This is a genomic window from Pseudomonas sp. BF-RE-25, assembly GCF_019956105.1.
GTDB lineage: Bacteria > Pseudomonadota > Gammaproteobacteria > Pseudomonadales > Pseudomonadaceae > Aquipseudomonas > Aquipseudomonas migulae.
Genome location: NZ_JAHBDB010000022.1, coordinates 102741 through 128235 on the forward strand (window position 1 = coordinate 102741; position 25495 = coordinate 128235).

Annotated in this window: 21 protein-coding genes and 2 tRNA genes; 18 read left to right on the forward strand and 5 right to left on the reverse strand. The window is 60.0% G+C overall.

Annotated elements, in window-relative coordinates; genetic code table 11:
• Nucleotides 1–4: 4 nt before the first annotated feature.
• On the reverse strand, nt 5–1075 hold the full coding sequence (queG, locus tag KGB24_RS11925) for a tRNA epoxyqueuosine(34) reductase QueG (protein WP_008035303.1): 1071 nt from the start codon (nt 1073–1075) through the stop codon (nt 5–7).
• Between the two features lie 63 nt (nt 1076–1138).
• Between queG and KGB24_RS11930 the strand changes: the two genes are divergently transcribed.
• From KGB24_RS11930 to KGB24_RS11985, 12 genes are all read left to right on the forward strand, one after another.
• Nucleotides 1139–2638 carry an NAD(P)H-hydrate dehydratase gene (locus tag KGB24_RS11930; protein WP_223414868.1) on the forward strand — a complete coding sequence of 500 codons (1500 nt, stop codon included), beginning with the start codon at nt 1139–1141 and terminating at the stop codon, nt 2636–2638.
• On the forward strand, nt 2626–3096 hold the full coding sequence (gene tsaE, locus KGB24_RS11935) for a tRNA (adenosine(37)-N6)-threonylcarbamoyltransferase complex ATPase subunit type 1 TsaE (protein ID WP_008035315.1): 471 nt from the start codon (nt 2626–2628) through the stop codon (nt 3094–3096). Before KGB24_RS11930 ends, tsaE begins: the two co-directional genes overlap by 13 nt.
• 48 nt (nt 3097–3144) lie before the next feature.
• On the forward strand, nt 3145–4524 hold the full coding sequence (locus tag KGB24_RS11940) for an N-acetylmuramoyl-L-alanine amidase (RefSeq protein ID WP_404943243.1): 1380 nt from the start codon (nt 3145–3147) through the stop codon (nt 4522–4524).
• Nucleotides 4521–6431: a DNA mismatch repair endonuclease MutL gene (gene mutL, locus KGB24_RS11945; RefSeq protein WP_263287220.1), complete on the forward strand. Its 1911-nt coding sequence runs from the start codon at nt 4521–4523 to the stop codon at nt 6429–6431. The genes KGB24_RS11940 and mutL overlap by 4 nt, the downstream gene beginning before the upstream one ends.
• Nucleotides 6431–7402, forward strand: coding sequence for a tRNA (adenosine(37)-N6)-dimethylallyltransferase MiaA (gene miaA, locus KGB24_RS11950; RefSeq protein WP_008035319.1), 972 nt, complete (start codon nt 6431–6433; stop codon nt 7400–7402). The genes mutL and miaA overlap by 1 nt, the downstream gene beginning before the upstream one ends.
• 94 nt (nt 7403–7496) lie before the next feature.
• Entirely contained in the window at nt 7497–7757 is a 261-nt protein-coding gene (gene hfq / locus KGB24_RS11955; protein ID WP_007902656.1) for an RNA chaperone Hfq, read from the forward strand.
• Nucleotides 7758–7769: 12 nt separating this feature from the next.
• Nucleotides 7770–9071 (forward strand): ribosome rescue GTPase HflX, encoded by a 1302-nt coding sequence (gene hflX, locus KGB24_RS11960; protein WP_223414869.1) that lies wholly within the window; start codon nt 7770–7772, stop codon nt 9069–9071.
• A 96-nt stretch (nt 9072–9167) separates the two neighbouring features.
• On the forward strand, nt 9168–10340 hold the full coding sequence (hflK, locus tag KGB24_RS11965; RefSeq protein WP_008035322.1) for an FtsH protease activity modulator HflK: 1173 nt from the start codon (nt 9168–9170) through the stop codon (nt 10338–10340).
• Nucleotides 10340–11209 (forward strand): protease modulator HflC, encoded by an 870-nt coding sequence (gene hflC / locus KGB24_RS11970; RefSeq protein ID WP_008035323.1) that lies wholly within the window; start codon nt 10340–10342, stop codon nt 11207–11209. Before hflK ends, hflC begins: the two co-directional genes overlap by 1 nt.
• A 316-nt stretch (nt 11210–11525) precedes the next feature.
• Nucleotides 11526–12713 carry an ATP phosphoribosyltransferase regulatory subunit gene (locus tag KGB24_RS11975; protein ID WP_008035324.1) on the forward strand — a complete coding sequence of 396 codons (1188 nt, stop codon included), beginning with the start codon at nt 11526–11528 and terminating at the stop codon, nt 12711–12713.
• 55 nt (nt 12714–12768) lie between these two features.
• Nucleotides 12769–14058 carry an adenylosuccinate synthase gene (locus KGB24_RS11980; protein ID WP_008035326.1) on the forward strand — a complete coding sequence of 430 codons (1290 nt, stop codon included), beginning with the start codon at nt 12769–12771 and terminating at the stop codon, nt 14056–14058.
• A gap of 150 nt (nt 14059–14208) precedes the next feature.
• Nucleotides 14209–16143, forward strand: coding sequence for a methyl-accepting chemotaxis protein (locus KGB24_RS11985; protein WP_192226926.1), 1935 nt, complete (start codon nt 14209–14211; stop codon nt 16141–16143).
• A gap of 110 nt (nt 16144–16253) precedes the next feature.
• Here KGB24_RS11985 and KGB24_RS11990 read toward each other — a convergent pair whose 3' ends face one another.
• The 4 genes from KGB24_RS11990 to KGB24_RS12005 form a co-directional block, all read right to left on the reverse strand.
• A complete protein-coding gene (locus KGB24_RS11990) occupies nt 16254–17819 on the reverse strand; it encodes an ABC transporter permease (RefSeq protein WP_008035330.1) in 1566 nt (521 codons plus the stop codon).
• Nucleotides 17819–18829: an extracellular solute-binding protein gene (locus KGB24_RS11995; protein ID WP_223414872.1), complete on the reverse strand. Its 1011-nt coding sequence runs from the start codon at nt 18827–18829 to the stop codon at nt 17819–17821. Before KGB24_RS11995 ends, KGB24_RS11990 begins: the two co-directional genes overlap by 1 nt.
• A 284-nt stretch (nt 18830–19113) precedes the next feature.
• A tRNA-Leu gene (locus tag KGB24_RS12000) sits at nt 19114–19200 on the reverse strand.
• A gap of 166 nt (nt 19201–19366) precedes the next feature.
• Nucleotides 19367–19453: transfer RNA gene (locus tag KGB24_RS12005), tRNA-Leu, on the reverse strand.
• Nucleotides 19454–19677: 224 nt separating this feature from the next.
• On the opposite strand from KGB24_RS12005, the gene rnr reads away from it, so the two are divergent.
• The 6 genes from rnr to rplI all read left to right on the forward strand — a co-directional run bounded on the left by rnr (nt 19678) and on the right by rplI (nt 25452).
• On the forward strand, nt 19678–22296 hold the full coding sequence (rnr, locus tag KGB24_RS12010; RefSeq protein ID WP_223414874.1) for a ribonuclease R: 2619 nt from the start codon (nt 19678–19680) through the stop codon (nt 22294–22296).
• Nucleotides 22293–23060 carry a 23S rRNA (guanosine(2251)-2'-O)-methyltransferase RlmB gene (gene rlmB / locus KGB24_RS12015; RefSeq protein ID WP_207284729.1) on the forward strand — a complete coding sequence of 256 codons (768 nt, stop codon included), beginning with the start codon at nt 22293–22295 and terminating at the stop codon, nt 23058–23060. The genes rnr and rlmB overlap by 4 nt, the downstream gene beginning before the upstream one ends.
• Before the next feature lie 314 nt (nt 23061–23374).
• Nucleotides 23375–23797, forward strand: a complete 423-nt coding sequence (gene rpsF / locus KGB24_RS12020) for a 30S ribosomal protein S6 (protein WP_008035342.1) — start codon at nt 23375–23377, stop codon at nt 23795–23797.
• Between the two features lie 28 nt (nt 23798–23825).
• Nucleotides 23826–24056, forward strand: a complete 231-nt coding sequence (gene rpsR / locus KGB24_RS12025; RefSeq protein ID WP_002551829.1) for a 30S ribosomal protein S18 — start codon at nt 23826–23828, stop codon at nt 24054–24056.
• A 36-nt stretch (nt 24057–24092) separates the two neighbouring features.
• Nucleotides 24093–24986, forward strand: a complete 894-nt coding sequence (locus tag KGB24_RS12030) for a hypothetical protein (RefSeq protein ID WP_008035345.1) — start codon at nt 24093–24095, stop codon at nt 24984–24986.
• 19 nt (nt 24987–25005) lie between these two features.
• Nucleotides 25006–25452, forward strand: coding sequence for a 50S ribosomal protein L9 (gene rplI, locus KGB24_RS12035; RefSeq protein ID WP_008035347.1), 447 nt, complete (start codon nt 25006–25008; stop codon nt 25450–25452).
• Nucleotides 25453–25495 lie beyond the last annotated feature (43 nt).

Consider the following 25495-nt stretch of genomic DNA (forward strand, 5'->3'; position numbering starts at 1 on the left):
AAAATCAGGCGTCGCGCAGTTCATGCTGACGCAACGCCCACTCCACATGCTCCCTAACCAACTCCGACGGGTATTCCCTTCGCGCCTTCAATGCTTCCAGCACCGGAATCGTTGAAGGCGCATTCCCCAAACCCACCGCCAGATTCCGCAACCAGCGCTCATACCCCGCCCGACGCAGCGGCGAGCCTTCGGTGCTGCTCAGAAACCGGTCTTCATCCCACATGAACAGCTCGGCCAGTTCCGCGTTGTCCAGGTTGTGCCGTGGCTTGAAGTCGCTTTCGCCGGACGGACGGGCAAAACGGTTCCACGGGCAGACGATCTGGCAGTCATCGCAGCCGAACACCCGATTGCCGATCAATGGCCGCAGATCCTCCGGGATCGCGCTTTTCAGTTCGATGGTCAGGTAGGAAATGCAGCGCCGGGCATCCAGCACATAGGGGCCGACGAACGCGTTGGTCGGGCAGATGTCGAGGCATGCGGTGCAGCGGCCGCAATGTTCGGTGGCGTGCGGAGGGTCTTCCGGCAGCGGCAGATCGACAAAGAGCTCACTGAGAAAGAAGTAACTGCCGGCCTTGCGATTCAAGACCAGCGTGTTTTTGCCGATCCATCCAAGGCCGGCCTTTTCGGCGATGGCTTTTTCCAGCACCGGTGCGCTGTCGACAAATGCGCGGTAGCCGAACGGTCCGATGACCGCCTGAATCTTTTCTGCCAGTTGTTGCACGCGTTTACGGATCAACTTGTGGTAATCGCGGCCCAAAGCATAACGCGACACGTAGGCTTTTTCCGGTTGCGCCAGCAATTGCGCCATTTGTGTATCGCCCGGCAGGTAATCCATGCGCAGGGACACTACCCGAAGCGTGCCGGGCACCAGCTCTTCCGGGTGTGAGCGTTTGCTGCCATGGGCGCCCATGTAGTCCATTTCGCCGTGGTAACCGGCTTCGAGCCAGCGCGCCAGGTGCTGCTCATGCTCGGCCAGATCCAGGCCGCTGATGCCGACTTGCTGAAAGCCCAGCTCGCGGCCCCAGTCCTTGATGGATTGGGCGAGGGCGGGCAGGTCTGTGGTAATAGCGGGCATGAGGCGAGAGAAACCGGAGCTGAGGTGCGTATAATTCTGCCAGACATCGGAGCCCGAAGACGCATGCCGCACACTAAAGATGATTTACCCGACGTGCTGTACAGCGCCGCGCAAGTGCGAGCACTCGATGCGAGCCTGATTGCGGCCGGTACGCCGGGCTTCGAATTGATGCAGCGGGCGGCGCGGGCGACCTGGCGTGCGCTGGTCCGGCACTGGCCGACGGCCAACGAACTGACGGTGGCCGCTGGCCACGGCAACAACGCCGGTGACGGTTATCTGGTCGCGGTGTTGGCCAAGCGTGCCGGCTGGCATGTGCGCGTGCTGGCGGTCGGTGATCCCCGGCGTTTGCAGGGTGATGCAGCCTTGGCCCACGCCGAGGCCCTGTCCGAAGGCGTCGCCGTTCAAGCCTGGAGTGCGCAGTCGGAGTTGCGTGGCGTTGTATTGGACGCCTTGCTCGGCACCGGCCTGACAGGCAAGGTGCGCGAGCCTTACGCCAGTGTCATCGCGGCGATCAATGCCAGCGGCCTGGCGGTTGCGGCGGTGGATATTCCTTCAGGCCTTTGTGCGGATACAGGAAGCGTGCTCGGTGCGGCTGTCCGGGCGGACCTGACCGTGACCTTCATTGGTTTGAAACTGGGCCTGTTCACGGGCGAGGCGGCGGACGTGGTGGGCGAGTGGGTCTTTAATGATCTGCAAGCTTCGCCTGAGTCTTTGAGCGGGATCGCCATCAGCGCTCGTCGTCTGACGGCCGGTAACTTGCCGCGTCTGGCGGGGCGTGCGCCGACCGCCCATAAAGGCAAATTCGGCCATGTCTTGCTGATCGGCGGTGATCGCGGTTTCGGCGGTGCCATTTTGCTGAGTGCACAAAGTGCGCTGCGCAGTGGCGCCGGCATGGTGTCGGTGGTCACTCGCAGCGAGCACGTGCCAGCCGCACTGGCCAGAATTCCCGAGGCGATGGTGCTGGGCACTTCGTCGGCGAATCAGCTGATGGGTTTGCTGCAAAAGGTTTCCGTGCTGGTGGTCGGTCCGGGCTTGGGGCAGGCTTCGTGGGGACGCAGTCTGCTTTCGGCGGCGGCCAATGCGCCGCTTCCACAAGTCTGGGACGCCGATGCGTTGAATATGCTGGCTGACGAACTCGTGAGCCTGCCCAAGGACTGCGTGATCACGCCGCATCCGGGGGAGGCGGCACGGTTGCTCGGGATCAGTACCGCTGAGGTTCAGGCCGACCGTCCGTCCGCTGCTCACGCATTGAGCAAAAAATATACAGCTGTAGTGATTCTAAAAGGCGCCGGCAGTCTTATCGCCAGTCCCGACGGGCGTCTGGCGGTGTGTCATCAGGGCCATCCGGCCATGGCCGCTGCCGGTCTGGGCGATGTGCTGGCCGGTCTGGTCGGCGCGTTGCTGGCCCAGGGCATGGACGCGTTCGATGCGGCCTGCCTTGGCGTCTGGCTGCACGCCAATGCCGGCGCGCAACAAGGTAAATCGGGCCGTGGGCTGGCGGCCAGTGATCTGATTCCAGCCATTCGTCAGTTGTTGGAGGAGCAAGCACCGTGTCTGAAGTAACCCTGTACCTGGCTGATGAAGAAGCGATGACCGCGTTTGGCGCCCGCATCGCGAAAACCACCGAAGGGCACGGTCTGATTTTTCTGGAAGGGGATCTGGGGGCGGGGAAAACCACGTTGTCCCGCGGCATCATCCGGGGGCTGGGGCATGAGGGCGCGGTAAAAAGTCCGACGTTCACCCTGGTCGAGCCCTACGAGATTGGCGACATCCGCGCCTTCCATTTCGATCTCTATCGTTTGGTTGACCCTGAAGAACTGGAGTACCTCGGCATCCGCGACTATTTCGAAGACGATGCCTTGTGCCTGATCGAGTGGCCCGATAAAGGTGCAGGCTTTTTGCCAAAGCCCGACCTGACCATTACCATTAGCCCGCAAGACAGCGGGCGTTCGCTGAAAATTTTGTCCCAGGGCTCGCGTGGCGAGTCGTGGTGTGCCGCTTTGGCATTGGAAATCAATTAAATGATGGGGTCAGGTATGCGCTTTCGCGCGATGGTAGCTGCCGTAGGGATGTTGTTTTTGGCGGTGACCGTCGACGCTGTGGCCGAAACGAAGGTCAACAGCGTCCGTCTGTGGCGGGCGCCGGACAACACACGGTTGGTGTTCGACCTGACCGGGCCGGTGCAACACAGCGTTTTTACCCTGACAGCCCCGGACCGACTGGTGATCGACATCAATGGCGCCACCCTCGGTGCGCCGCTGAACGTGTCCACTGCCAACACCCCGATCACCGCCATGCGCTCGGCCCAACGCACGCCGACCGACCTGCGGGTGGTCATCGACCTGAAAAAAGCCGTCACGCCGAAAAGCTTCACCCTGGCGCCGAACGCCCAGTACGGCAACCGCCTGGTGGTCGATCTGTTCGATAACGCCGCCGACGCCGCGCCAATCCCCGCGCCGACCAACGTCGCGACCGTCGCGCCGGTACCGGTCACCCCGGTCGATCCCCCGGTCAAGCTGCCGCCCGCACCGGCCGGCAAGCGCGACATCATTGTCGTGATCGACGCAGGTCACGGCGGCGAAGACCCGGGCGCCTCGGGCTCTCGCGGTCAGCGTGAAAAAGACGTGGTGCTGGCGATCGCTCGCGAATTGCAGCGTCAGGTCAACGGCATGAAAGGCTTCCGCGCCGAACTGACCCGCACCGGCGACTATTTCATTCCGTTGCGTGGCCGTACCGAAATCGCCCGTAAGAAGGGCGCTGACCTGTTCGTTTCGATCCACGCCGATGCCGCGCCTTCGGCCGCTGCGTTCGGTGCCTCGGTGTTCGCCCTGTCGGATCGCGGCGCCACGTCGGAAACCGCCCGTTGGCTGGCCGACAGTGAAAACCGCTCCGACTTGATCGGTGGTGCCGGCAACGTCAGCCTCGACGACAAGGACCGCATGCTCGCAGGCGTGCTGCTCGACTTGTCGATGACCGCCTCGCTGACGTCCAGCCTGAACGTCGGCCAGAAGGTTCTGAGCAATATCGGTCGTGTTACACCTCTGCATAAACAGCGCGTGGAACAAGCCGGGTTCATGGTGTTGAAGTCGCCGGACATCCCGTCGATCCTGGTGGAAACCGGGTTCATCTCCAACGCCAACGAAGCCTCGAAACTCGCGGCGTCCAGCCACCAGCAAGCGCTGGCTCGCTCGATCAGCAGCGGCGTACGCCAGTTCTTCCAGCAGAATCCGCCACCGGGCACGTACATCGCCTGGCTGCGCGATTCCGGGAAAATCGCCCAGGGGCCGCGTGATCACCGGGTGAACCCGGGTGAAACCCTGGCGATGATCGCTGTGCGTTATCAGGTGTCCCCGGCCACCTTGCGCAGCGCCAACAACCTGAAAACCGACGAGCTGAAAATCGGTCAGACCCTGACCATTCCCGGCACCGAACTGGCATCCAAAGAATGAATCAGGCCGTGATCAACAGCGCTCGCATTGAGCTGCTCAGCCCGCGACTGGCGAACCAGATTGCCGCCGGCGAGGTGGTCGAGCGCCCGGCTTCGGTGATCAAGGAATTGCTGGAAAACAGCCTCGATTCCGGCGCCAAGCGCATTGACGTCGATGTCGAGCAGGGCGGCGTCAAGCTGCTGCGGGTGCGCGACGATGGCAGCGGCATTTCTGCCGATGACCTGCCGCTGGCCCTGGCCCGTCACGCCACCAGCAAGATCCGCAACCTGGAAGACCTCGAACAGGTGATGAGCCTCGGGTTCCGTGGTGAGGCACTCGCCTCGATCAGCTCCGTGGCGCGCTTGACCCTGACGTCCCGCACCCGCGATGCCGATCAGGCCTGGCAGGTCGAAACCGAAGGCCGGGACATGGCGCCCCGCGTGCAGCCAGCCGCTCATCCGGTGGGCACCTCCGTGGAAGTGCGGGATCTGTTCTTCAACACCCCGGCACGGCGCAAGTTTCTCAAAACCGAAAAAACCGAATTCGATCACCTACAAGAAGTGATCAAACGCCTGGCCCTGGCGCGCTTCGACGTGGCGTTCCATTTGCGCCACAACGGCAAAACCATCCTCAGCCTGCATGAAGCCCATGACGACGCGGCCCGCGCCCGGCGTGTGGCGGCGATCTGCGGCTCGGGGTTCCTGGAACAGGCGCTGCCGATCGAAATCGAGCGCAACGGCCTGCATTTGTGGGGCTGGGTGGGCTTGCCGACCTTCAACCGCAGCCAGGCGGACTTGCAGTATTTCTTCGTCAACGGCCGCGCCGTTCGCGACAAACTGGTGGCCCACGCGGTGCGCCAGGCCTATCGCGACGTGCTGTTCAACGGTCGGCACCCGACTTTCGTGCTGTTTTTCGAAGTCGATCCGGCCGGTGTCGACGTCAACGTGCACCCGACCAAACACGAAGTGCGCTTCCGTGACGGGCGCATGGTCCACGATTTCCTCTACGGCACCTTGCACCGTGCCTTGGGCGATGTGCGACCGGATGATCATCTGGCGGCACCGGTGGCGACTGCCATCGTTCGTCCGAGCGGCCTCGAGGCCGGTGAATTCGGTCCGCAAGGCGAAATGCGCCTGGCGGCCAATGCGCTGCTGGAGCAGCCCCAGGCGCAACCATCGTTCAACACGCCGGCGGGCTCGGGCGCTGGTGCCGGTTATCAGTATCAATACACGCCGCGTCCTCAGTCCGGCGTGCCTGCGGCTGAAGCCCAGGCGGCTTACCGTGAGTTTTTTGCGCCGCTGCCGGAAGCCAATGCTGTCGCGCTGCCGGCCGGTCAGGACGATATTCCACCGTTGGGTTACGCATTGGCGCAACTCAAGGGCGTCTACATCCTTTCGGAAAACGCCCAAGGCCTGGTATTGGTGGACATGCACGCCGCTCATGAGCGGATCATGTACGAACGCCTGAAAGTCGCCATGGCCAGCGAAGGCCTGAGCGGTCAGCCGCTGTTGGTTCCGGAATCGTTGGCCGTGAGCGAGCGCGAAGGCGATTGCGCCGAAGAAAACGTCGCGTGGTTCCAGCGTCTGGGCTTTGAGTTGCAGCGTCTCGGCCCGGAAACACTGGCTATTCGACAGATTCCGGCCTTGCTCAAGCAGGCGGAGGCCAATCGATTGGTTAGCGACGTGCTGGCGGATCTGATGGAATATGGCACCAGCGACCGGATTCAGGCGCACCTGAACGAATTGCTTGGCACCATGGCTTGCCACGGCGCGATCCGGGCGAATCGGCGACTGGCCCTGCCGGAAATGAACGGTCTGCTGCGTGACATGGAAAACACCGAGCGCAGCGGTCAATGCAACCATGGCCGACCGACCTGGACCCAATTGGGCCTGGACGATCTGGACAAACTGTTCCTGCGCGGTCGTTGATGAGCCAGCTCCCTCCTGCGATTTTCCTGATGGGCCCGACCGCAGCGGGCAAGACCGACCTGGCCATCGAGCTGACCAAAGTCCTGCCTTGCGAGCTGATCAGCGTCGATTCGGCGCTGGTCTATCGCGGCATGGACATCGGCACCGCCAAGCCCTCGAAAGAGATTCTGGCCGAATTTCCCCATCGTCTGATCGATATTCTCGACCCGGCAGAGAGCTATTCCGCCGCAGATTTCCGCCGTGACGCCCTCGAAGCGATGGCTGACATCACCGCGCGGGGCAAAATTCCGCTGCTGGTGGGCGGCACAATGCTCTATTACAAGGCTTTGGTCGAAGGCCTGGCGGACATGCCCGCGGCCGATCCTGAAGTGCGCGCACAGATCGAAGAAGAAGCTGCGCGCCTTGGCTGGCAAGCCCTGCACGACCAATTGGCGATCATCGACCCGGAATCGGCAGCGCGTATTCACCCGAACGATCCGCAACGACTCAGTCGAGCGCTGGAAGTTTATCGTGTCAGCGGTCAGAGCATGACCGAGCTTAGACTGAGACAATCTGCGCAAAGTACTGAAGCAGCCGCTTCGGGACTGCAACAATTGCCCTATACTGTCGCGAACTTGGCCATTGCTCCGGCAAATCGTCAGGTACTGCACGAGCGAATTAAACAAAGATTCACTTTAATGTTGGAACAGGGATTCATCGACGAGGTCGTAGCCCTGCGTAAGCGAAGTGACCTGCATTCCGGGTTGCCGTCTATACGTGCAGTAGGCTACCGACAAGTCTGGGACTACCTGGATGGCAAGCTGACGCAAGCCGAGATGCAGGAGCGTGGAATCATTGCCACGCGCCAATTGGCAAAACGTCAGTTCACCTGGCTGCGCAGTTGGGCTGATTTACACTGGTTGGACAGCCTGGATTGCGACAATCTGCCGCGCGCCTTGAAATACCTGGGGACCATCTCCATATTGAGCTGAGTCCTTGCAATTGCCGTCTATCCTTGGGGGTGTGACGGCCACAAGCCATCTGTTTACCTATTTTTTATATTGAATCCTTAAAGGAGTGCGGCACATGTCAAAAGGGCATTCGCTACAAGACCCTTACTTGAATACTTTACGTAAAGAGAAAGTTGGGGTGTCCATCTACCTGGTCAACGGGATCAAGCTGCAAGGCACGATCGAGTCTTTCGACCAGTTCGTTATCCTGCTGAAGAACACCGTCAGCCAGATGGTTTACAAACACGCTATCTCTACAGTGGTGCCGGTTCGTCCAATTCGTCTGCCTAGCGCAACCGAATCCGAAGCAGGCGACGCTGAGCCAGGTAACGCCTGATAGGAGTCTCCTTTGTTCTTTGAGCGCCACGGTGGTGGTGAGCGAGTAATCCTCGTTCACTTGGATGGACAGGACCCTGAGGCGCGCGAAGATCCGCAGGAGTTTCAGGAATTGGCTAATTCGGCCGGCGCCGAGACCGTTGCGTTTTTTAACGTGCCGCGTCATCGGCCAACCGCCAAATTCCTGATCGGTAGCGGCAAGGTCGAGGAACTGCGCGACCTGGTCCATTCCGAAGAAGCCGATCTGGTGATCTTCAATCACACGCTTACGCCCAGTCAGGAACGTAACCTCGAACGTGTTTTCGAGTGTCGCGTGATCGACCGCACCGGTCTGATTCTCGATATTTTCGCCCAGCGCGCCCGTACCCATGAAGGCAAGCTCCAGGTAGAACTGGCCCAGCTTGACCACATGAGCACCCGGCTGGTTCGTGGCTGGACTCACCTTGAGCGTCAAGGTGGCGGTATCGGCATGCGTGGCCCGGGTGAAACCCAGCTGGAGACCGACCGTCGCTTGCTGCGGGTTCGCCTGCGACAGATCAAGGGCCGACTGGAAAAAGTGCGCAGCCAGCGCGAACAGTCGCGACGTGGCCGTACGCGTGCGGATATCCCTACCGTGTCTTTGGTGGGGTATACCAACGCCGGCAAATCCACGCTCTTCAATAACGTGACGAAATCCGACGTGTACGCGGCTGACCAATTGTTTGCCACGCTGGACCCGACCTTGCGCCGTCTGGAACTGGCCGACCTGGGGCCGATTGTCCTGGCCGACACCGTGGGTTTCATTCGTCACTTGCCCCACAAGCTGGTCGAGGCATTTCGGTCTACGCTCGAAGAGTCGAGCAACTCCGACCTGCTGTTGCACGTGATCGATGCGGCCGAACCGGATCGCATGTTGCAGATCGAGCAGGTGATGGTGGTGCTGGGCGAGATTGGTGCCCAGGACTTGCCGATCCTCGAGGTCTATAACAAACTCGATTTGCTTGAAGGCGTTGAACCACAGATCCAGCGCGACGAAAGCGGCAAGCCTCAACGGGTCTGGTTGTCGGCGCGTGATGGCAGTGGTCTGGAATTGCTCGAACAAGCCATTGCCGAGTTGCTGGGCAGTGAGATGTTTATCGGTACCTTGCGCTTGCCGCAACGATTCGCTCGACTGCGTGCGCAGTTCTTCGAACTCGGAGCGGTGCAGAAAGAAGAACACGACGAAGAAGGTGTCAGCTTGCTGGCCGTTCGATTGCCACGCTCGGAGCTCAATCGGCTGGTCAGCCGTGAAGGCGTTGTGCCGACAGAGTTCATCGAACAACACACTTTGCAATAAAAGCCTGAGAAAGCGGTTGTGCCGCGGTGACAGGCATTCTGTAGCATTGGTCGGCGCGCCGTGGGTGCGTCTTTGCTTTATCAGATGGAGAGCGCTATGGCTTGGAATGAGCCGGGTGGCAACTCGAATAATCAGGATCCTTGGGGTGGCAAGCGTCGCAATAACGGCGACCGCAAGGGACCACCGGATCTCGACGAGGCCTTCCGAAAGCTGCAGGAAAGCCTGAATGGGTTGTTCGGTGGTGGTAAGAAACGCGGTGATGACGGCGGTGGTCCGGGCAAGAGTGGCGGCTTTGGCGGCCTGCTCGGCATCGGCCTGGTCGTGTTGGCGGCCGTGTGGCTGTACAGCGCGGTCTATGTAGTCGACGAGCAGGAGCAAGCCGTGGTGCTGCGCTTCGGCAAGTACTACGAAACCGTCGGCCCGGGTCTGAACATCTATTTCCCGCCGATCGATCGCAAGTACCTGGAAAACGTCACGCGTGAGCGTGCGTACACCAAGCAGGGTCAAATGCTGACTGAAGACGAAAACATCGTCGAAGTACCGCTGACCGTGCAGTACAAGATCAGCAACCTGCAGGACTTCGTGCTGAGCGTCGATCAGCCGGAAATCAGCCTGCAGCACGCGACTGAAAGTGCCCTGCGCCATGTGGTGGGTTCCACCGCGATGGACCAGGTGCTGACCGAAGGTCGTGAATTGATGGCCAGCGAGATCAAGGAGCGTCTGCAACGCTTCATGGATACCTATCGCACCGGCATCACCGTCACCCAGGTCAACGTACAGAGCGCAGCGGCACCGCGTGAAGTGCAGGAAGCCTTCGATGACGTGATCCGCGCCCGTGAAGACGAGCAGCGTTCGCGCAACCAGGCTGAAACCTATGCCAACGGCGTCGTGCCGGAAGCCCGTGGTCAGGCCCAGCGCATCATCGAAGATGCCAACGGCTACCGTGACGAAACCGTCTCGCGCGCCAAGGGTGAGGCCGATCGCTTCACCAAACTGGTCGCCGAGTACCGCAAGGCACCTGAAGTCACCCGCCAGCGTCTGTACCTGGACACCATGCAGGAAGTCTTCAGCAGTACCAGCAAGGTTCTCGTGACCGGCAACAAGAATGGCCAGAGCAATCTGCTGTACTTGCCGCTGGACAAGATGGTCGAAAGTGGTCGCAACACCAGCACTTCGGTGACCGGTGCGGCAGCCACCAGCAATGAAGCGAATGCGCGTGCGGCAGCTGATCTGCAGCAACAGCCTGCACGTACCAGGGAGAGTCGCTGATGAGCAATAAATCGCTGATCGCCCTTATTGTCGGCGTCGTCGTGGCGATCGCAGCCTGGAACTGCTTCTACATCGTGGCTCAGACCGAGCGTGCGGTGTTGCTGCAGTTCGGTCGCGTGGTTCAGACCGATGTTCAGCCGGGCCTGCATGTGAAAGTGCCTTACGTTAACCAGGTGCGCAAGTTCGACTCGCGCCTGATGACGCTGGATGCACCGACACAACGCTTCCTGACGCTGGAAAAGAAAGCAGTCATGGTCGATGCCTACGCCAAGTGGCGCGTGAAGGACGCTGAGCGTTACTACACCGCGACTTCCGGCCTCAAGCAGATTGCTGACGAGCGTCTTTCCCGTCGTCTGGAATCGGGCCTGCGTGACCAGTTTGGTAAACGCACGCTGCACGAAGTGGTGTCGGGTGAGCGCGATGCGCTGATGACCGATATCACCGCTTCGCTGAACAAGATGGCGGAAAAAGAGCTGGGCATCGAAGTGGTCGATGTTCGGGTCAAGGCCATCGATCTGCCGAAAGAAGTAAACCGCAGCGTGTTCGAGCGTATGAGCTCCGAGCGTGAGCGTGAAGCTCGCGAGCACCGCGCCAAGGGTAACGAGCTGGCAGAAGGCATTCGTGCTGACGCCGATCGTCAACGCCGCGTGCTGCTGGCTGAAGCCTATCGTGAGTCTGAAGAGGTTCGCGGTGATGGTGATGCCCAGGCCGCTGCGATCTACTCCAAGGCCTACGGCCAGGATCAGGAGTTCTACGGTTTCTACCGTAGCCTGCGTGCCTACCGTGAAAGCTTCGCGAACAAATCCGACGTCATGGTCCTCGACCCAAGCAGCGACTTCTTCCGTTACCTGGAAAAAGCCAAGCCTTGATACGACGTTGACCTGAATCATCCCCCGCCTGGCGGCTAAAGCCTCGGGCGGGGTGATCCTTTGGGAAAACGTGTGTATGATGCGGCAGCCGGGAAATTCCCGGCTTTTTTGCGTCTGCACGTTTGATTGCTGTTGTTTATGCAGGCGCCCGAGTTGAATGACTCGACAGGTTTTTCGAGGAAAGTGATTGGCGAAGCTTATTTTCAGGCTTTTCGCCGCGTTGTTTATGGGTGGCTTGTAAACAAAGCCGATCATTTTCTGCTTCACTCAAGGCTCGCCCATAGGCTTGCCGCCCGGACCATAGGGGAATGGCGTAATGGCAACGGTAGACCGCTGGCTGCTGCCAGATGGCATCGAAGAAGTACTGCCACCGGAAGCGGCGCGCATTGAAGTCGCGCGTCGTCAGGTGTTGGATCTGTTCCAGAGCTGGGGTTACGAGTTTGTCGTGACTCCCCATATCGAGTACCTGGAATCCTTGCTGACCGGCGCGGGCCAGGACCTCGATCTGCGTACCTTCAAGGTCATCGACCCGCAATCGGGCCGGCAGATGGGTTTCCGTGCCGACATCACGCCGCAAGTGGCGCGCATCGATGCGCATACCCTGCGTCGCGAAGGTCCGAGCCGTCTGTGCTATGCCGGCAGCGTGCTGCACGCTCAGCCACGCGCCTTGTCGTCCTCGCGCAGCCCGATTCAACTGGGCGCCGAGTTGTACGGCGATGCCAGCCCGAGCAGCGACGTGGAAGTCATCAGCCTGATGCTGGCCATGCTGCAACTGGCCGACGTGCCGGAAGTGCACATGGACCTCGGTCATGTCGGCATCTACCGTGGCCTGGCCCGCGCGGCCGGTTTGTCCGGTGAAGTTGAACAACAGTTGTTCGATGCGTTGCAACGCAAGGCCATCGACGAGGTCATTACCTTGACCGAAGGCTTGCCTGCCGATCTGTCGGGCATGCTGCGTGCGTTGGTCGATCTGTGTGGCGGCCGTGAAGTGTTGAGCGCTGCTCGCGAGCGTCTGGCGAATGCACCGGCGCCGGTTTTGGCGGCACTGGACGATTTGCTGGCGATTGCCGAGCGTTTGTCCGTGCGTTTCCCGGAACTGCCGCTGTATTTCGATCTGGGCGAGTTGCGCGGCTATCACTACCACACCGGTGTGGTGTTCGCGGTGTTCGTGCCGGGCGTTGGTCAGTCCATCGCTCAGGGCGGTCGTTACGACGACATTGGCGCTGACTTCGGTCGCGCTCGTCCGGCAACCGGTTTCTCTACCGATTTGAAAACCCTGGTGACCCTGGGGCGTGCTGAAATCGAGCTACCGTCTGGCGGTATCTGGATGCCTGACAGTACGGATGCAGCACTCTGGCAGCAGGTTTGCCAGTTGCGCAGTGAGGGTCAGCGTGTCGTTCAGGCATTGCCTGGGCAACCTTTGGCCGCCGCCCGTGAAGCGGACTGCGACCGGCAATTGATTCAGCAGAACGGGCTTTGGCAAGTATCGCCACTGGCTTCTTGAGTTTTCCTGCCGGCCCTTGGCCGGCACCAAGTTTGCGCGAATGAGGACAAGTGTTATGGGTAAGAATGTCGTAGTCCTGGGCACCCAATGGGGTGATGAGGGCAAAGGCAAGATCGTTGATCTGCTGACCGAACATGCTGCCGCCGTAGTGCGCTACCAGGGTGGCCACAACGCTGGTCATACCTTGGTGATTGATGGCGAAAAAACCGTCTTGCACCTGATCCCGTCGGGCGTGCTGCGCGAAGGCGTGCAGTGCCTGATCGGTAACGGCGTGGTGGTTGCACCCGACGCTCTGCTGCGGGAAATCATCAAGCTGGAAGAGAAAGGCGTACCGGTGCGTGAGCGTCTGCGTATCAGCCCGTCCTGCCCGCTGATCCTGTCCTTCCACGTTGCGCTGGACCAGGCCCGTGAAAAGGCCCGTGGCGAGCTGAAGATCGGTACGACCGGTCGCGGCATCGGCCCAGCCTACGAAGACAAGGTTGCGCGTCGTGGCCTGCGTGTCGGCGACCTGCTCAACATGCCGCGCTTTGAAGACAAGCTGCGTGAACTGGTGGATTACCACAACTTCATGCTGGTGGGTTACTACAAAGAGCCAGCCATCGAGTTCGAAAAAACCCTGGCTGAGTGCAAAGAATACGCTGAGCTGCTCAAACCGCTGATGCTGGACGTGACGGCCGAACTGCACGACCTGCGTCGCGCCGGCAAAGACATCATGTTTGAAGGCGCTCAAGGTTCGTTGCTGGACATCGACCACGGCACCTACCCGTACGTGACCAGCTCTAACACCACCGCTGGCGGCGTTGCTACCGGTTCGGGTGTTGGCCCGATGTTCCTGGACTACATCCTGGGCATCACCAAGGCTTACACCACGCGTGTAGGTTCGGGTCCGTTCCCGACTGAACTGTTCGACGAAGTCGGTGCGCACCTGGCCAAACAAGGTCACGAGTTCGGTGCGACTACTGGTCGTGCTCGTCGTTGTGGCTGGTTTGACGCTGTTATCCTGCGTCGCGCTATCGATGTGAACAGCATCTCGGGCATCTGCCTGACCAAGCTGGACGTACTCGACGGTCTGGAAACCATCAACATCTGCGTCGGCTACAAAGATGCCGAAGGTAACGCTGTTGCCCCGACTGATGCTGATAGCTACGTGGGTCTGCAGCCTGTGTACGAAGAAGTGCCGGGCTGGACCGAATCGACCGTGGGTGCTAAAGCCCTGGAAGAGCTGCCAGCTAACGCACGCGCCTACATCAAACGCGTCGAAGAGCTGATCGGTGCACCGATCGACATTATTTCGACGGGCCCGGACCGCAACGAAACCATCGTTCTGCGTCACCCGTTCGCTTAATAAGTCGTTGATGTAAAAAACAAAGGGCCCTTAATCGGGCCCTTTGTCGTTTATGCCTGTTGGACGGCATGACCTTTGCTGTGATCTTCATTAAGAGCGCGTCTTCTGGCGTGCCATCAATTTAATGGCGTCAATGCAGAGGGATATCAAGTGTCGGCGGTTCTCTCATTGTTACAAAGCCGTCTATTGCGGCCTGTGTTCGTTACCCTTGGTATCGCCCTTTTGGTGCAGGTGCTGGTGGCTGTTGCTCTGACGCGGAGCACAGTGACTGCGCTGGAAGCTGATTTGGGTGTGCGCCTGGGTGCCGACAGTCAAAAACTTTCCGGCGAGCTGGAGCAGGCGGGGCGTGAAGTCACGTCGAGCCTCGACAACCTCTCCACCAGCACGCGTCAGCGCCTCACGGCCGGTTTGTCCTCGCGGCTGAAGGACGAGCAGGTGCAGCTGCGTGCGACCCTGGAAAAGGACCTGAAGGACTCCGCCAATGATATGGCGCAGCTTCTCGCCTCCGTCGCGCCCCGCGCCATGTGGGACAGTGACGTTCCCACCCTGTCCGAATTCGCCCGCCGGGCCCAGCGCAATCCCAACGTGTTGTTCGTGATCTATGACGACGCAACGGGGCAGCACCTGACGCGCTACCTCAACCGCGAAAACCCGATCAACAAGGCCCTTCTGGAGAAAGGCCAGGGTGAGCGTGCGTTGGATAAAGTGTTGGATGCGGCGAAAAACGATCCATCGGTCTACTACGTCGAAGCCTCGATCAACCCTAATGGCGTGGAAATCGGCAAAGTCTTGATGGGCGTCTCCACCGCCTCGGTGGAAACCGATCTGGTGGCCCTGGACAAGCGTTTCTCTGCACTGATCTCCAGCAGTGATCAACTGGTCGGCGACAGTCTCAAAGGCGCGGCGGCTGATAGCGCCACGGCGATGCGGGCGCGTCTGACGTCTGCTCAGTCCACCGCCTCGGAAATGAAAGCCAACACCACCAGCACCGTGCAGGAAGCCGCGGCGACCTTGCGCTGGCGCATCGGTATGGGCCTGGCACTGGTCGGTTGCGGTGTGCTGCTGTTGCTGGCGGTCGTTTTGGGTCGGCGCGTAGTCAATCGCTTGAAGCTACTGATTGCCGCGATGGACGACCTGGCGGCGGGCGAGGGCGACCTGACCAAGCGCGTACAGATCAACAGCAAGGACGAAATCGGCGATATGGCCTCGGCGGTCAATCGGTTTGTGGATAAGTTGCAGCCGATCGTGCGCGAAGCGGGCGATGTGGCCCAGCGTACCGGCGTGGAAATCGGCGCCATGACCCTGCGTAACGCTGGTGCCGATGCGGCGGCGGGCATGCAGCGTGACGAAGTGGCCGAGAGCCTGCGCGCGCTGTCGCAAATGGCTGATGAAGCACAGTCCGAAAGCCACGCCATGCAGGCAGCCTTGAAGCAAGTGGTGGACATCCGTTCGGCCACCGATGAAAACACCCGGACCTCAGCGAAGGTCGGCAGCCTGATCGAAGCGTTGGCTGGGCAAGTCGATACCGGCGCGAAAGTCATCGAGCGACTGGCGCAGCAAAGTGAGCAGATTGAAGTGGTGCTGACCGTGATTCACGGGATCGCCGAGCAAACCAACCTGCTGGCACTGAACGCTGCCATCGAAGCGGCGCGTGCCGGTGAGACCGGTCGCGGCTTTGCCGTAGTGGCGGACGAAGTGCGGGCGCTGGCGAGCAAGACCCAGAGTTCCACGGGCGACATTCAGGCGCACATCGTGGCGTTGCAGCAAGGTGCGCGTGAGGCGGTGGAAGTGATCGGCCAGGCCGGGCGTCAGGCCAGCGAAGGTTTGCTGGTGTTGCGTGACAGTGCGCAGTTGCAGCAATCGGTGCAGGTGTCGGTCGAGCAGGTGCATGCGGCGATTGGTCTGGCGACGCAAGCAGCGGCTCATCAGGCGCAAGGTGCGCAAGCGGTGCGGGGCCGGGTTGAAACCATTCATGCGCAGGCTGAGAAGGCGGCTCAGGCGGTGGTGGAAACTACGGCTAGCGGCAAAGTGCTGGATGGCCTCGCGGCGCAGCTCAAGGCGAGCCTGGGGCAGTTCAGGGCCTGATGGATTGTTTTAACGGGCCTCTTCGCGAGCAAGCCCGCTCCCACATTCGAACGCATTCCATCTGGAGAGTCGCGGTCTAATGTGGGAGCGGGCTTGCTCGCGAAGGGGTCTCAACGGCTCAAATACATCCGGGTTGTTAGCAGGTACACGGGCAATCCCGACACCAATATCAACAACGCCGCATAAGGCGCCGCCGCCGCAAACTCCACATTCGCGGTATGCGCCCAAACCTCTGTCGCCAGCGTATTGAGCCCGGTCGGACTCAGTAGCAGCGTCGCTGTCAGCTCCTTCATCGCATCCAGAAACACCAGCGCAAACGCCGCGCCCAACGCCGGGAAGATGATCGGCAGCGTCACCCGACAAAACGCGCTGAACGACGAGGCGCCCAGCGTGCGAGCCGCTTCTTCCAGCTGTGGAGCAGCTTTGTTCAGTGCCGTGCGAATCGGTGCCTGCGCCAAGGGTAGAAACAGCAGCGCATAAGCGATCAGCAGCAACGCCGATGTCTGGTACAGCGCCGGCACATAGTGCAGGGCGAAATACACCAGCGTCAGCGCAATCACCAGTCCCGGCAGCGCATGCAACAGGTACGGCAAGCGCTCGGCCCAGATCGCCAATTGGCCTTTATAGCGCACCACCAACAAGCCCACCGGCACCGCCAATACCAGGCACAGCGCGGCGCCACCCAGCGAAAGCGCAAGGGACGACAGCAGCGCCTCGCTGATCGCCGCCACCGGAAACGCTGCCGACGAACCTACCGCCAGCCAGTACACCAGCATCCCCAGTGGAATGCCGCTGCCGATGATCGCCAGTGCCAGACAGTAAATCTGCCCAACAGCCGCCCAGGGTCCCAGCTGCACCTGTTCCGCCTGCCGCGCCGCGCCCTGGCCGGTGCGCACGTGCCGACCTTTGCCGCGGGCTCGCAGCTCAAGCCACAACAGCATCAGGCACAGCGCGAGCAACACAGCGGAAAGCATCGCCGCATTGGCATTGCTGAATTCCAGTTCGAATTGCTGATAGATCGCCGTGGTGAATGTCTGCAAGCCAATAATCGACAACGCGCCGAACTCAACGAGCATGTGCAATGCGATCAGCAGTGAACCGGCGAGCAGCGACGGCCATAGCAGTGGCAGGGTGATCCTGAAAAACACGCCCCAGCGATTCTGCCCGAGCGTGCGTGCGGACTCCTCAAGCGAGGGGTCGAGATTGCGCAGAGTCGCCGCCACCGGCAGAAAAATCAGCGGGTACTTGGACAGGGTCATCACCAGAATCGCCCCGCCCAAACCCTCGAAGTGCGCACTCAGCGAGACCCAGGTAAAGCTGCTGACAAACGCCGGCACCGCAAACGGCAAGCACAGGATCACGCCCCACAATCGACGGCCTGGCAGATTGCTGCGTTCCAGCAGCCAGGCGAGCGACAAACCGATCACGCCACAGGCGACCGTTACGCCGACCATCAGCTCCAGGGTGTTGCGCAGCAAGCCAAACACGTAGGGCCGCCACAGCAAATGCAATGCCTGGGCCCAGCCGGCTTGCCAGGTCTTGAGCCCGACATACACCAGCGGCAACACGCTGAGCAGTACCAACAGCAAAACCGGCAGCAGCAGCCAGATCGACGGCCGCTTGCGCCGTGGCACGTAGCTTCCGCGCATGGCTGGTGCAGATAGCGGTGCGCTCATCAGTTCAAGCCAACGTCGCGTTCCAGGTCCAGGGCTTCTTCGGCGTTGCCGAGGTCGGCTGGCGTGACTTTCGGTGCTTCAAGCTCGCTGAACGGCTTGAGGCCGCGGTCCGATTCCATGCCCTTGTGCAGTGGGTATTCGGCGGTGGTCTGGGTGATCACGCGCTGACCTTCTTCGCTGGCCATGTAGGCGAGGAATTGCTGGGCTTCTTTTGGGTGTTTGCTGGACTTCAGCACGGCAGCGCTGGAAACGGTGATCAACCCGCCGACGTCGCCGCCGGTGAAGTAATGCAGTTTCGAGTCCAGCTGGCCTTTTTCGCGTTGCAGGGCGAACCAGTAGTAGTTGTTCACCAGCACAGTCGCGACTTCGCCGTTCTCCACGGCTTTCAAAGCGACCATGTTGTTGCTGTAGGTCTTGCCGAATGCGCGCAAGCCGGTCAGCCATTCTTCGGCTGCATCCATGCCGTGCACTTTGATGATTGCCACGGCCTGTTCCTGGAACGCGCCGCTGGTGGGCACGAAGCCAACCTTGCCTTGCCATTTCGGGTCGGAGAATTCCATCACCGATTTGGGCAGGTCTTTTTCATCGATCAGTTTGGGGTTGAACGCAACCACGCGGACTCGCGCGGTGATGCCGATCCAGGTGCCATTACCGGCGACGTAGTCTTTTGGCAGCACGGCGAGGGTGGTGGCATCGGTTTGTGCCAGCAGGCCTTGCTCGCCGAGTTTGTTCAGCGGTGGCGATTCTTCGGTGTAGATCACGTCGGCCGGGGAGCGATCGCCTTCTTCGACGACTTGGCTGGCAAGCTGGTTGCTGCTGCCTTTGCGCACGTTGACGTGGATGCCGGTCTTGGCTTCGAAAGCTTTGGCGACGGCGTCGCCGACTTCCTTGTGTTGACCGTTGTAGAGTGTCAGGGAAACTGGATCAGCAGCCTGGGTGAGGGGGGTAGCGAGTGCCAGGCCGAGCAGGGTGATGGTCAGGCCGCGGCGCAGGGTATTTCGAAACGTCATTCGCAGGGTTCCTCACTGTCGCATTGCAAAAACTTGAAACAATGATAAACGATATTGTTTCTCAAGTGCGCCTTGCGGAGGGTGGCCTGACTCCTGTAGGAGCGAGCCTGCTCGCGATGGACGTGAACGATGACGCGTGTTGTCTGGCTAAACGCGGTGCCTGTGAGTTCATCGCGAGCGGGCTCGCTCCTACAGGGGTTGTGTGGTTTTTAGAATGCCAGAAACGCAAAAACCCGCTTTCGCGGGTTTTTGTGAAATTCCAGAGCAAGCTCTGAAATTTGAATTGGTGCCCAGAAGAAGACTCGAACTTCCACGACCGTAAGGTCACCAGCACCTGAAGCTGGCGTGTCTACCAATTTCACCATCTGGGCATAATCTTCAGCGTTGCCGCTGTTGATGTGGCGCACTATACGGAGAGCAGTTTGATCTGTAAACCCCTGATTTGGTTTTAATAAATCAGAACCGTAGAATGCAAAAAACCCGCTTTCGCGGGTTTTTGTGCGAGCCTTGAAATTGATCTAATCTCAAGCTCTGAATTGGTGCCCAGAAGAAGACTCGAACTTCCACGACCTTGCGGTCACCAGCACCTGAAGCTGGCGTGTCTACCAATTTCACCATCTGGGCAGTATCGGCAACGTCTCCGTCGTCGATGGCGCGCACTATACGGAGCGCCTTTTTAACTGTAAACCCCCAGCGTCAAAAAAACCTGGAAAATTTTACCAGCGGCATTTAAATCAGCTTTGCGCTGTCGATAAAGGGCTTTAGATGGGCTCTCGTAGCCTGAAATTTCCCGTTTCATTACGCCTATGCCAAACTAACCCGCATATAGACAAGGTGAAAACTCTCTAATGGCCGATTGGCAGTCCCTCGATCCCGAGGCCGCTCGTGAAGCGGAAAAATATGAAAACCCTATTCCTAGCCGCGAACTGATCCTTCAGCACCTTGCTGATCGGGGTTCGCCTGCTAACCGCGAGCAACTGGTCGAAGAGTTTGGTCTGATCACAGAAGACCAGATCGAAGCCCTGCGCCGCCGCCTGCGCGCCATGGAGCGCGACGCTCAACTCATCTATACCCGTCGTGGCACGTATGCGCCGGTGGACAAGCTCGACCTGATCCTGGGCCGCATCAGCGGTCACCGTGACGGCTTCGGCTTCCTGGTCCCGGACGACGGCAGTGACGACCTGTTCATGAGCCCGTCGCAAATGCGTCTGGTGTTCGATGGCGACCGTGCGCTGGCTCGTGTTTCCGGTCTGGACCGTCGCGGTCGCCGCGAAGGCATGATTGTCGAAGTGGTCTCCCGCGCTCACGAAACCATCGTTGGCCGTTACTTCGAAGAGGGCGGTATCGGCTTCGTGGTGGCGGACAATCCGAAGATCCAGCAAGAAGTGCTGGTGACGCCGGGGCGCAATGCCAACGCCAAAGTCGGTCAGTTCGTCGAAGTGAAGATCACTCACTGGCCGACGCCACGCTTCCAGCCGCAAGGCGACGTGGTCGAAGTCGTGGGCAACTACATGGCGCCGGGCATGGAAATCGATGTCGCCCTGCGCACCTACGATATTCCGCACGTCTGGCCTGAAGCGGTCTTGAAAGAAGCCGCCAAGCTCAAGCCGGAAGTCGAAGAGAAAGACAAAGAGAAGCGCATCGACCTGCGCCATCTGCCGTTCGTGACCATCGACGGTGAAGATGCGCGCGACTTCGATGACGCGGTCTACTGCGAAGCCAAACCGGGCAAGCTGCGCCTGTTCTCCGGTGGCTGGAAGTTGTACGTGGCGATTGCCGACGTTTCCAGCTACGTGAAAATCGGTTCCGCGCTGGACAACGAATCCCAGGTTCGCGGCAACTCCGTTTACTTCCCGGAGCGCGTAGTGCCGATGCTGCCTGAGCAGCTGTCCAACGGCCTGTGCTCGCTGAATCCACATGTCGATCGTCTGGCCATGGTCTGCGAGATGACCATCTCCAAATCCGGCGAGATGACCGACTACTGCTTCTACGAAGCAGTGATTCACTCCCATGCCCGTCTGACCTATAACAAAGTCAGCACCATGCTGGAGACGCCGAAAGTTACCGAAGCGCGTCAGCTTCGTGGCGAATACACCGACGTTCTGCCACACCTCAAGCAGCTGTATTCGCTGTACAAGGTGCTGTTGGCGGCCCGTCATGTGCGTGGCGCGATCGATTTCGAAACGCAGGAAACCCGGATCATCTTCGGTTCTGAGCGCAAGATTGCCGAAATCCGTCCGACCGTGCGCAACGATGCGCACAAGCTGATCGAGGAATGCATGCTGGCGGCCAACGTGGCCACTGCCGAATTCCTCAAGAAGCATGAAATTCCAGCGCTGTATCGCGTCCACGATGGTCCGCCACCGGAGCGTCTGGAAAAGCTGCGCGCCTTCCTTGGCGAACTCGGCCTGTCCCTGCACAAAGGCAAGGACGGCCCGTCGCCGAAGGATTACCAGGCCTTGCTGGCAAGCATCAAGGACCGTCCGGATTTCCATCTGATCCAGACCGTCATGCTGCGTTCGTTGAGTCAGGCGGTGTACAGCGCTGATAACCAGGGTCACTTCGGCCTGAATTACGAAGCCTATACCCACTTCACTTCGCCGATCCGCCGCTACCCGGACTTGCTCACGCATCGGGCGATCCGCAGTGTCATTCATTCGAAAATGGACACCCCGCACGTTCGCCGTGCCGGCGCGATGACCATTCCGAAGGCGCGCATCTATCCATACGACGAAGCTGCGCTGGAGCAACTCGGCGAGCAGTGCTCGATGAGCGAGCGCCGTGCCGACGAAGCGACCCGCGACGTAGTGAACTGGCTCAAGTGCGAGTTCATGAAAGACCGCGTGGGCGAGTCGTTCCCGGGTGTGATCACCGCCGTCACCGGTTTTGGCCTGTTCGTCGAGCTGACCGATATCTACGTCGAAGGCCTGGTGCACGTCACCGCGCTGCCGGGCGATTACTACCACTTCGACCCTGTGCATCACCGCCTCGCCGGTGAACGTACCGGTCGCAGCTTCCGCCTTGGCGACACCGTTGAAGTGCGCGTCATGCGCGTCGACCTCGACGAGCGCAAGATCGACTTCGAGATGGCTGAAAAAACCATCAGCGCACCGATCGGCCGCAAGAAGCGCGGGACTGAAACCGCTGCACCTGCTGGCAAGACCGCAGCAGAGCCGGCACCGGCGAAAACCGGTCGTCGTCCTGCCAAGGAAAAAGCGGTCGAAGCCTATCGCCCAAGCGATGCGGCAGCGAAAAATGCTGAGCTGCGCAAAAGCCGTGAAATGAAGCAGGCGTTGCTGTCTGAAGCGAAAAGCGGTGGTAAAGCGGCGTCTGGGGGAAAGACCGGACGGTCGGCGCCTGACAAGGCTCCCGGCAGCAAACCGAGCAAACACCGTAAAGGCCCGCCGAAAGCGGGCTCGGCCCCAGCCAAAAGCGGCGGGGCGCGTAAACCTAAGGCCAAGTCATGAGTCAGTTGGAAAAAATCTACGGCGTGCATGCGGTAGAAGCATTGCTGCGTCACCACCCGAAACGCGTCAAGCAGATCTGGCTGGCGGAAGGCCGCAGTGATCCGCGGGTTCAGACGCTGATCGCGCTCGCGGCCGAAAACCGCGTAGCCGTCGGCAATGCCGAACGTCGCGAGCTGGATGCCTGGGTTGAAGGCGTGCACCAGGGCGTGGTGGCGGACGTGAGTCCGAGCCAGGTCTGGGGCGAGGCAATGCTCGACGAGCTGCTCGATCGCACCGATGGTGCACCGCTGTTGCTGGTGCTCGACGGCGTGACCGATCCGCACAACCTTGGCGCTTGCCTGCGTTCGGCCGATGCGGCCGGTGCGCTGGCGGTGATCGTGCCGAAAGACAAGTCGGCCACGCTGACCCCGACGGTACGAAAGGTTGCGTGTGGCGCGGCGGAAGTGATTCCGTTGGTCGCCGTAACCAACCTTGCGCGCACCCTGGAAAAACTCAAGCAGCGCGGCTTGTGGGTTGTCGGTACGGCGGGCGAAGCCGAGCAGAGCCTGTATCAGCAAGACATGACCGGGCCGACCATCCTGATCATGGGTGCGGAAGGCAGCGGCATGCGTCGCCTGACCCGCGATCTTTGCGACTACCTGGTGCACCTGCCGATGACCGGCAGCGTCAGCAGTCTCAACGTTTCCGTGGCGACCGGCGTCTGCCTGTTCGAAGCGCAGCGCCAGCGCAGCGTAAAAGCCGCCGGATCCGCCAAAAAGTCCTGATCTGGATGTAATCCCTGTGGGAGCGAGCCTGCTCGCGATGGCGTTGTAACATTCAGCATAAATATTGAATGTTGCGCCCTCATCGCGAGCAGGCTCGCTCCCACAGTGGTTTGTGGTGAGGCCAAAGAGTGTGTGCGAACGAACTGTTCAAATAATCACCAATTGCCTTGCACCTCTTCTGTCCCTTCTCTACAATTGCGCCCCTTGCTGTGACGGCAGGCACGCATGTGTCTATCGCAAGCAAGTCCATAAGTGTCATTCACTCCTTGTCTGACCGCTTTTGAGCGGCAGGCTACAACCCGTAAGGAGCATTCATGCGTCATTACGAAATCATCTTTTTGGTCCACCCGGATCAAAGCGAGCAAGTCGGCGGCATGGTTGAGCGTTACACCAAGCTGATCGAAGAAGACGGCGGCAAAATCCACCGTCTGGAAGATTGGGGCCGTCGTCAACTGGCCTACGCAATCAACAATGTTCACAAGGCTCACTACGTGATGCTGAACGTTGAGTGCACTGGCAAGGCCCTGGCCGAGCTGGAAGACAACTTCCGCTACAACGATGCAGTGATCCGTAACCTGGTCATCCGTCGCGAAGAAGCCGTTACCGGCCAATCCGAGATGCTCAAGGCTGAAGAAAACCGCAGTGAGCGCCGTGAGCGTCGCGACCGTCCTGAGCACTCCGACGCCGAAGGCGTTGATGGTGATGACAGCGACAACAGCGATAACGCTGACGAGTAATCCACGGACCTTTTGAGGAGCCTATTACATGGCACGTTTCTTCCGTCGTCGTAAATTCTGCCGCTTCACCGCTGAAGACGTGAAAGAGATCGATTACAAAGATCTCAACACTCTGAAAGCCTACGTATCCGAGACCGGCAAAATCGTTCCAAGCCGCATCACCGGTACCAAAGCTCGTTATCAGCGTCAGCTGGCCACCGCTATCAAGCGCGCCCGCTTCCTGGCCCTGCTGGCCTACACCGACAGCCACGGCCGCTGAGACCGGGCAGTCGACACGTAGCAAAGGATTGAATGCATGCGTGCCATAGCTGAGTTCATCATGCGCGGCCGTATGCAGGCCACTCTCGTAGTGGCTGGATGCGCAACATTGCCGTTGTTGTATTGGTTGGGTGCTGCCGCCGGATGCCTTGTGCTCCTGCGGCGCGGATTGAAGGACGCCCTTGGCGTGCTTGCTCTGGGACTGCTGCCGGCGTTGATCTGGTGGCTTTACTCCGATGACCCACGGGCACTTCTGGTGCTGCTGGGGTCTTCGAGCCTTGCGTTGGTTTTGCGCGCAAGCGAGTCCTGGAACCGCGTGCTGCTGGTCAGCATAGCGATGGGAGTGGTGTTTGCAGTGGTGCTGGGGACAGTTTTTGCTCCCCAAATCGAGATGCTGGCGCAGGCCTTGATAAAGGTCATGCCGTCGCTACTCGGTGATGTCTACCAGAAGTTGTCGGTAGACGAGCAAGCGCATTTTGCGTCCCTGATTGCACCGGTCCTGACTGGCCTGATTGCGGCCTTGTTGCAAATCGTCAGTGTGCTGAGCCTGATTGTCGGGCGCTACTGGCAGGCGTTGTTGTACAACCCGGGTGGTTTTGGTCGCGAATTTCGCGCCATCCGATTCCCGCTGGGGCTGGCGATGTTACTGCTGGCGTTCATGCTTCTGGGGCCGAACATCGGCCCGCAGATGGCCATGTTGACGCCGTTGTGCAGTGTACCGCTGGTGTTCGCCGGGCTGGCCCTGATTCACGGGCTGGTGGCGCAAAAGCGACTGGCCAGATTCTGGCTGGTGGGGTTGTACGTCACGCTGTTGCTGTTCATGCAGCTGATCTATCCGTTGCTGGTGGTCCTGGCCATCGTCGACAGCCTGATTGATTTTCGCGGTCGTTCGACGCCGAAAGACGTCGATAGCGCGAACGGTGAAGGTTAAAAGTTAAGAGGATTTTCACATGCAACTGATCCTTCTGGAAAAAGTCACCAACCTGGGCAACCTGGGTGACAAAGTAAACGTTAAGGCTGGTTACGGTCGTAACTACCTGCTGCCTTACGGCAAAGCTACCGCCGCGACCCCAGCCAACCTGGCTGCGTTCGAAGAGCGTCGTGCTGAGCTGGAAAAAGCCGCAGCAGACCGTAAAACTTCGGCTGAAAGCCGTGCCGCCCAACTGGCTGAGCTGGAAGTGACTATCACTGCCACCGCTGGTGACGAAGGCAAGCTGTTCGGTTCGATCGGTACTCACGACATCGCTGATGCACTGACCGCCTCTGGCGTTGAAGTTGCAAAAAGCGAAGTTCGTCTGCCGAACGGCACCATCCGCAACGTAGGCGAATTCGACGTAGCCGTGCACCTGCACGCCGAAGTTGAAGCCACCGTACGCGTTGTCGTGGTAGCAGCTTAAGCAGCACTTGTCGGCTGGCACCCTCGGGTGCTTGCCGGTAACA

Coding starts and splice junctions, on each gene's coding strand:
- KGB24_RS11990 (WP_008035330.1), bottom strand. CDS start 17,819: ATGAGCGCACCGCTATCTGCACCAGCCATGCGCGGAAGCTACGTGCCA.
- rplI (WP_008035347.1), top strand. CDS start 25,006: ATGCAACTGATCCTTCTGGAAAAAGTCACCAACCTGGGCAACCTGGGT.
- KGB24_RS11995 (WP_223414872.1), bottom strand. CDS start 18,829: ATGACGTTTCGAAATACCCTGCGCCGCGGCCTGACCATCACCCTGCTC.
- rnr (WP_223414874.1), top strand. CDS start 19,678: ATGGCCGATTGGCAGTCCCTCGATCCCGAGGCCGCTCGTGAAGCGGAA.
- rpsF (WP_008035342.1), top strand. CDS start 23,375: ATGCGTCATTACGAAATCATCTTTTTGGTCCACCCGGATCAAAGCGAG.
- rpsR (WP_002551829.1), top strand. CDS start 23,826: ATGGCACGTTTCTTCCGTCGTCGTAAATTCTGCCGCTTCACCGCTGAA.
- KGB24_RS11980 (WP_008035326.1), top strand. CDS start 12,769: ATGGGTAAGAATGTCGTAGTCCTGGGCACCCAATGGGGTGATGAGGGC.
- rlmB (WP_207284729.1), top strand. CDS start 22,293: ATGAGTCAGTTGGAAAAAATCTACGGCGTGCATGCGGTAGAAGCATTG.
- KGB24_RS12030 (WP_008035345.1), top strand. CDS start 24,093: ATGCGTGCCATAGCTGAGTTCATCATGCGCGGCCGTATGCAGGCCACT.
- hflC (WP_008035323.1), top strand. CDS start 10,340: ATGAGCAATAAATCGCTGATCGCCCTTATTGTCGGCGTCGTCGTGGCG.
- hflK (WP_008035322.1), top strand. CDS start 9,168: ATGGCTTGGAATGAGCCGGGTGGCAACTCGAATAATCAGGATCCTTGG.
- hfq (WP_007902656.1), top strand. CDS start 7,497: ATGTCAAAAGGGCATTCGCTACAAGACCCTTACTTGAATACTTTACGT.
- KGB24_RS11975 (WP_008035324.1), top strand. CDS start 11,526: ATGGCAACGGTAGACCGCTGGCTGCTGCCAGATGGCATCGAAGAAGTA.
- KGB24_RS11940 (WP_404943243.1), top strand. CDS start 3,145: ATGTTGTTTTTGGCGGTGACCGTCGACGCTGTGGCCGAAACGAAGGTC.
- mutL (WP_263287220.1), top strand. CDS start 4,521: ATGAATCAGGCCGTGATCAACAGCGCTCGCATTGAGCTGCTCAGCCCG.
- miaA (WP_008035319.1), top strand. CDS start 6,431: ATGAGCCAGCTCCCTCCTGCGATTTTCCTGATGGGCCCGACCGCAGCG.
- queG (WP_008035303.1), bottom strand. CDS start 1,075: ATGCCCGCTATTACCACAGACCTGCCCGCCCTCGCCCAATCCATCAAG.
- KGB24_RS11930 (WP_223414868.1), top strand. CDS start 1,139: ATGCCGCACACTAAAGATGATTTACCCGACGTGCTGTACAGCGCCGCG.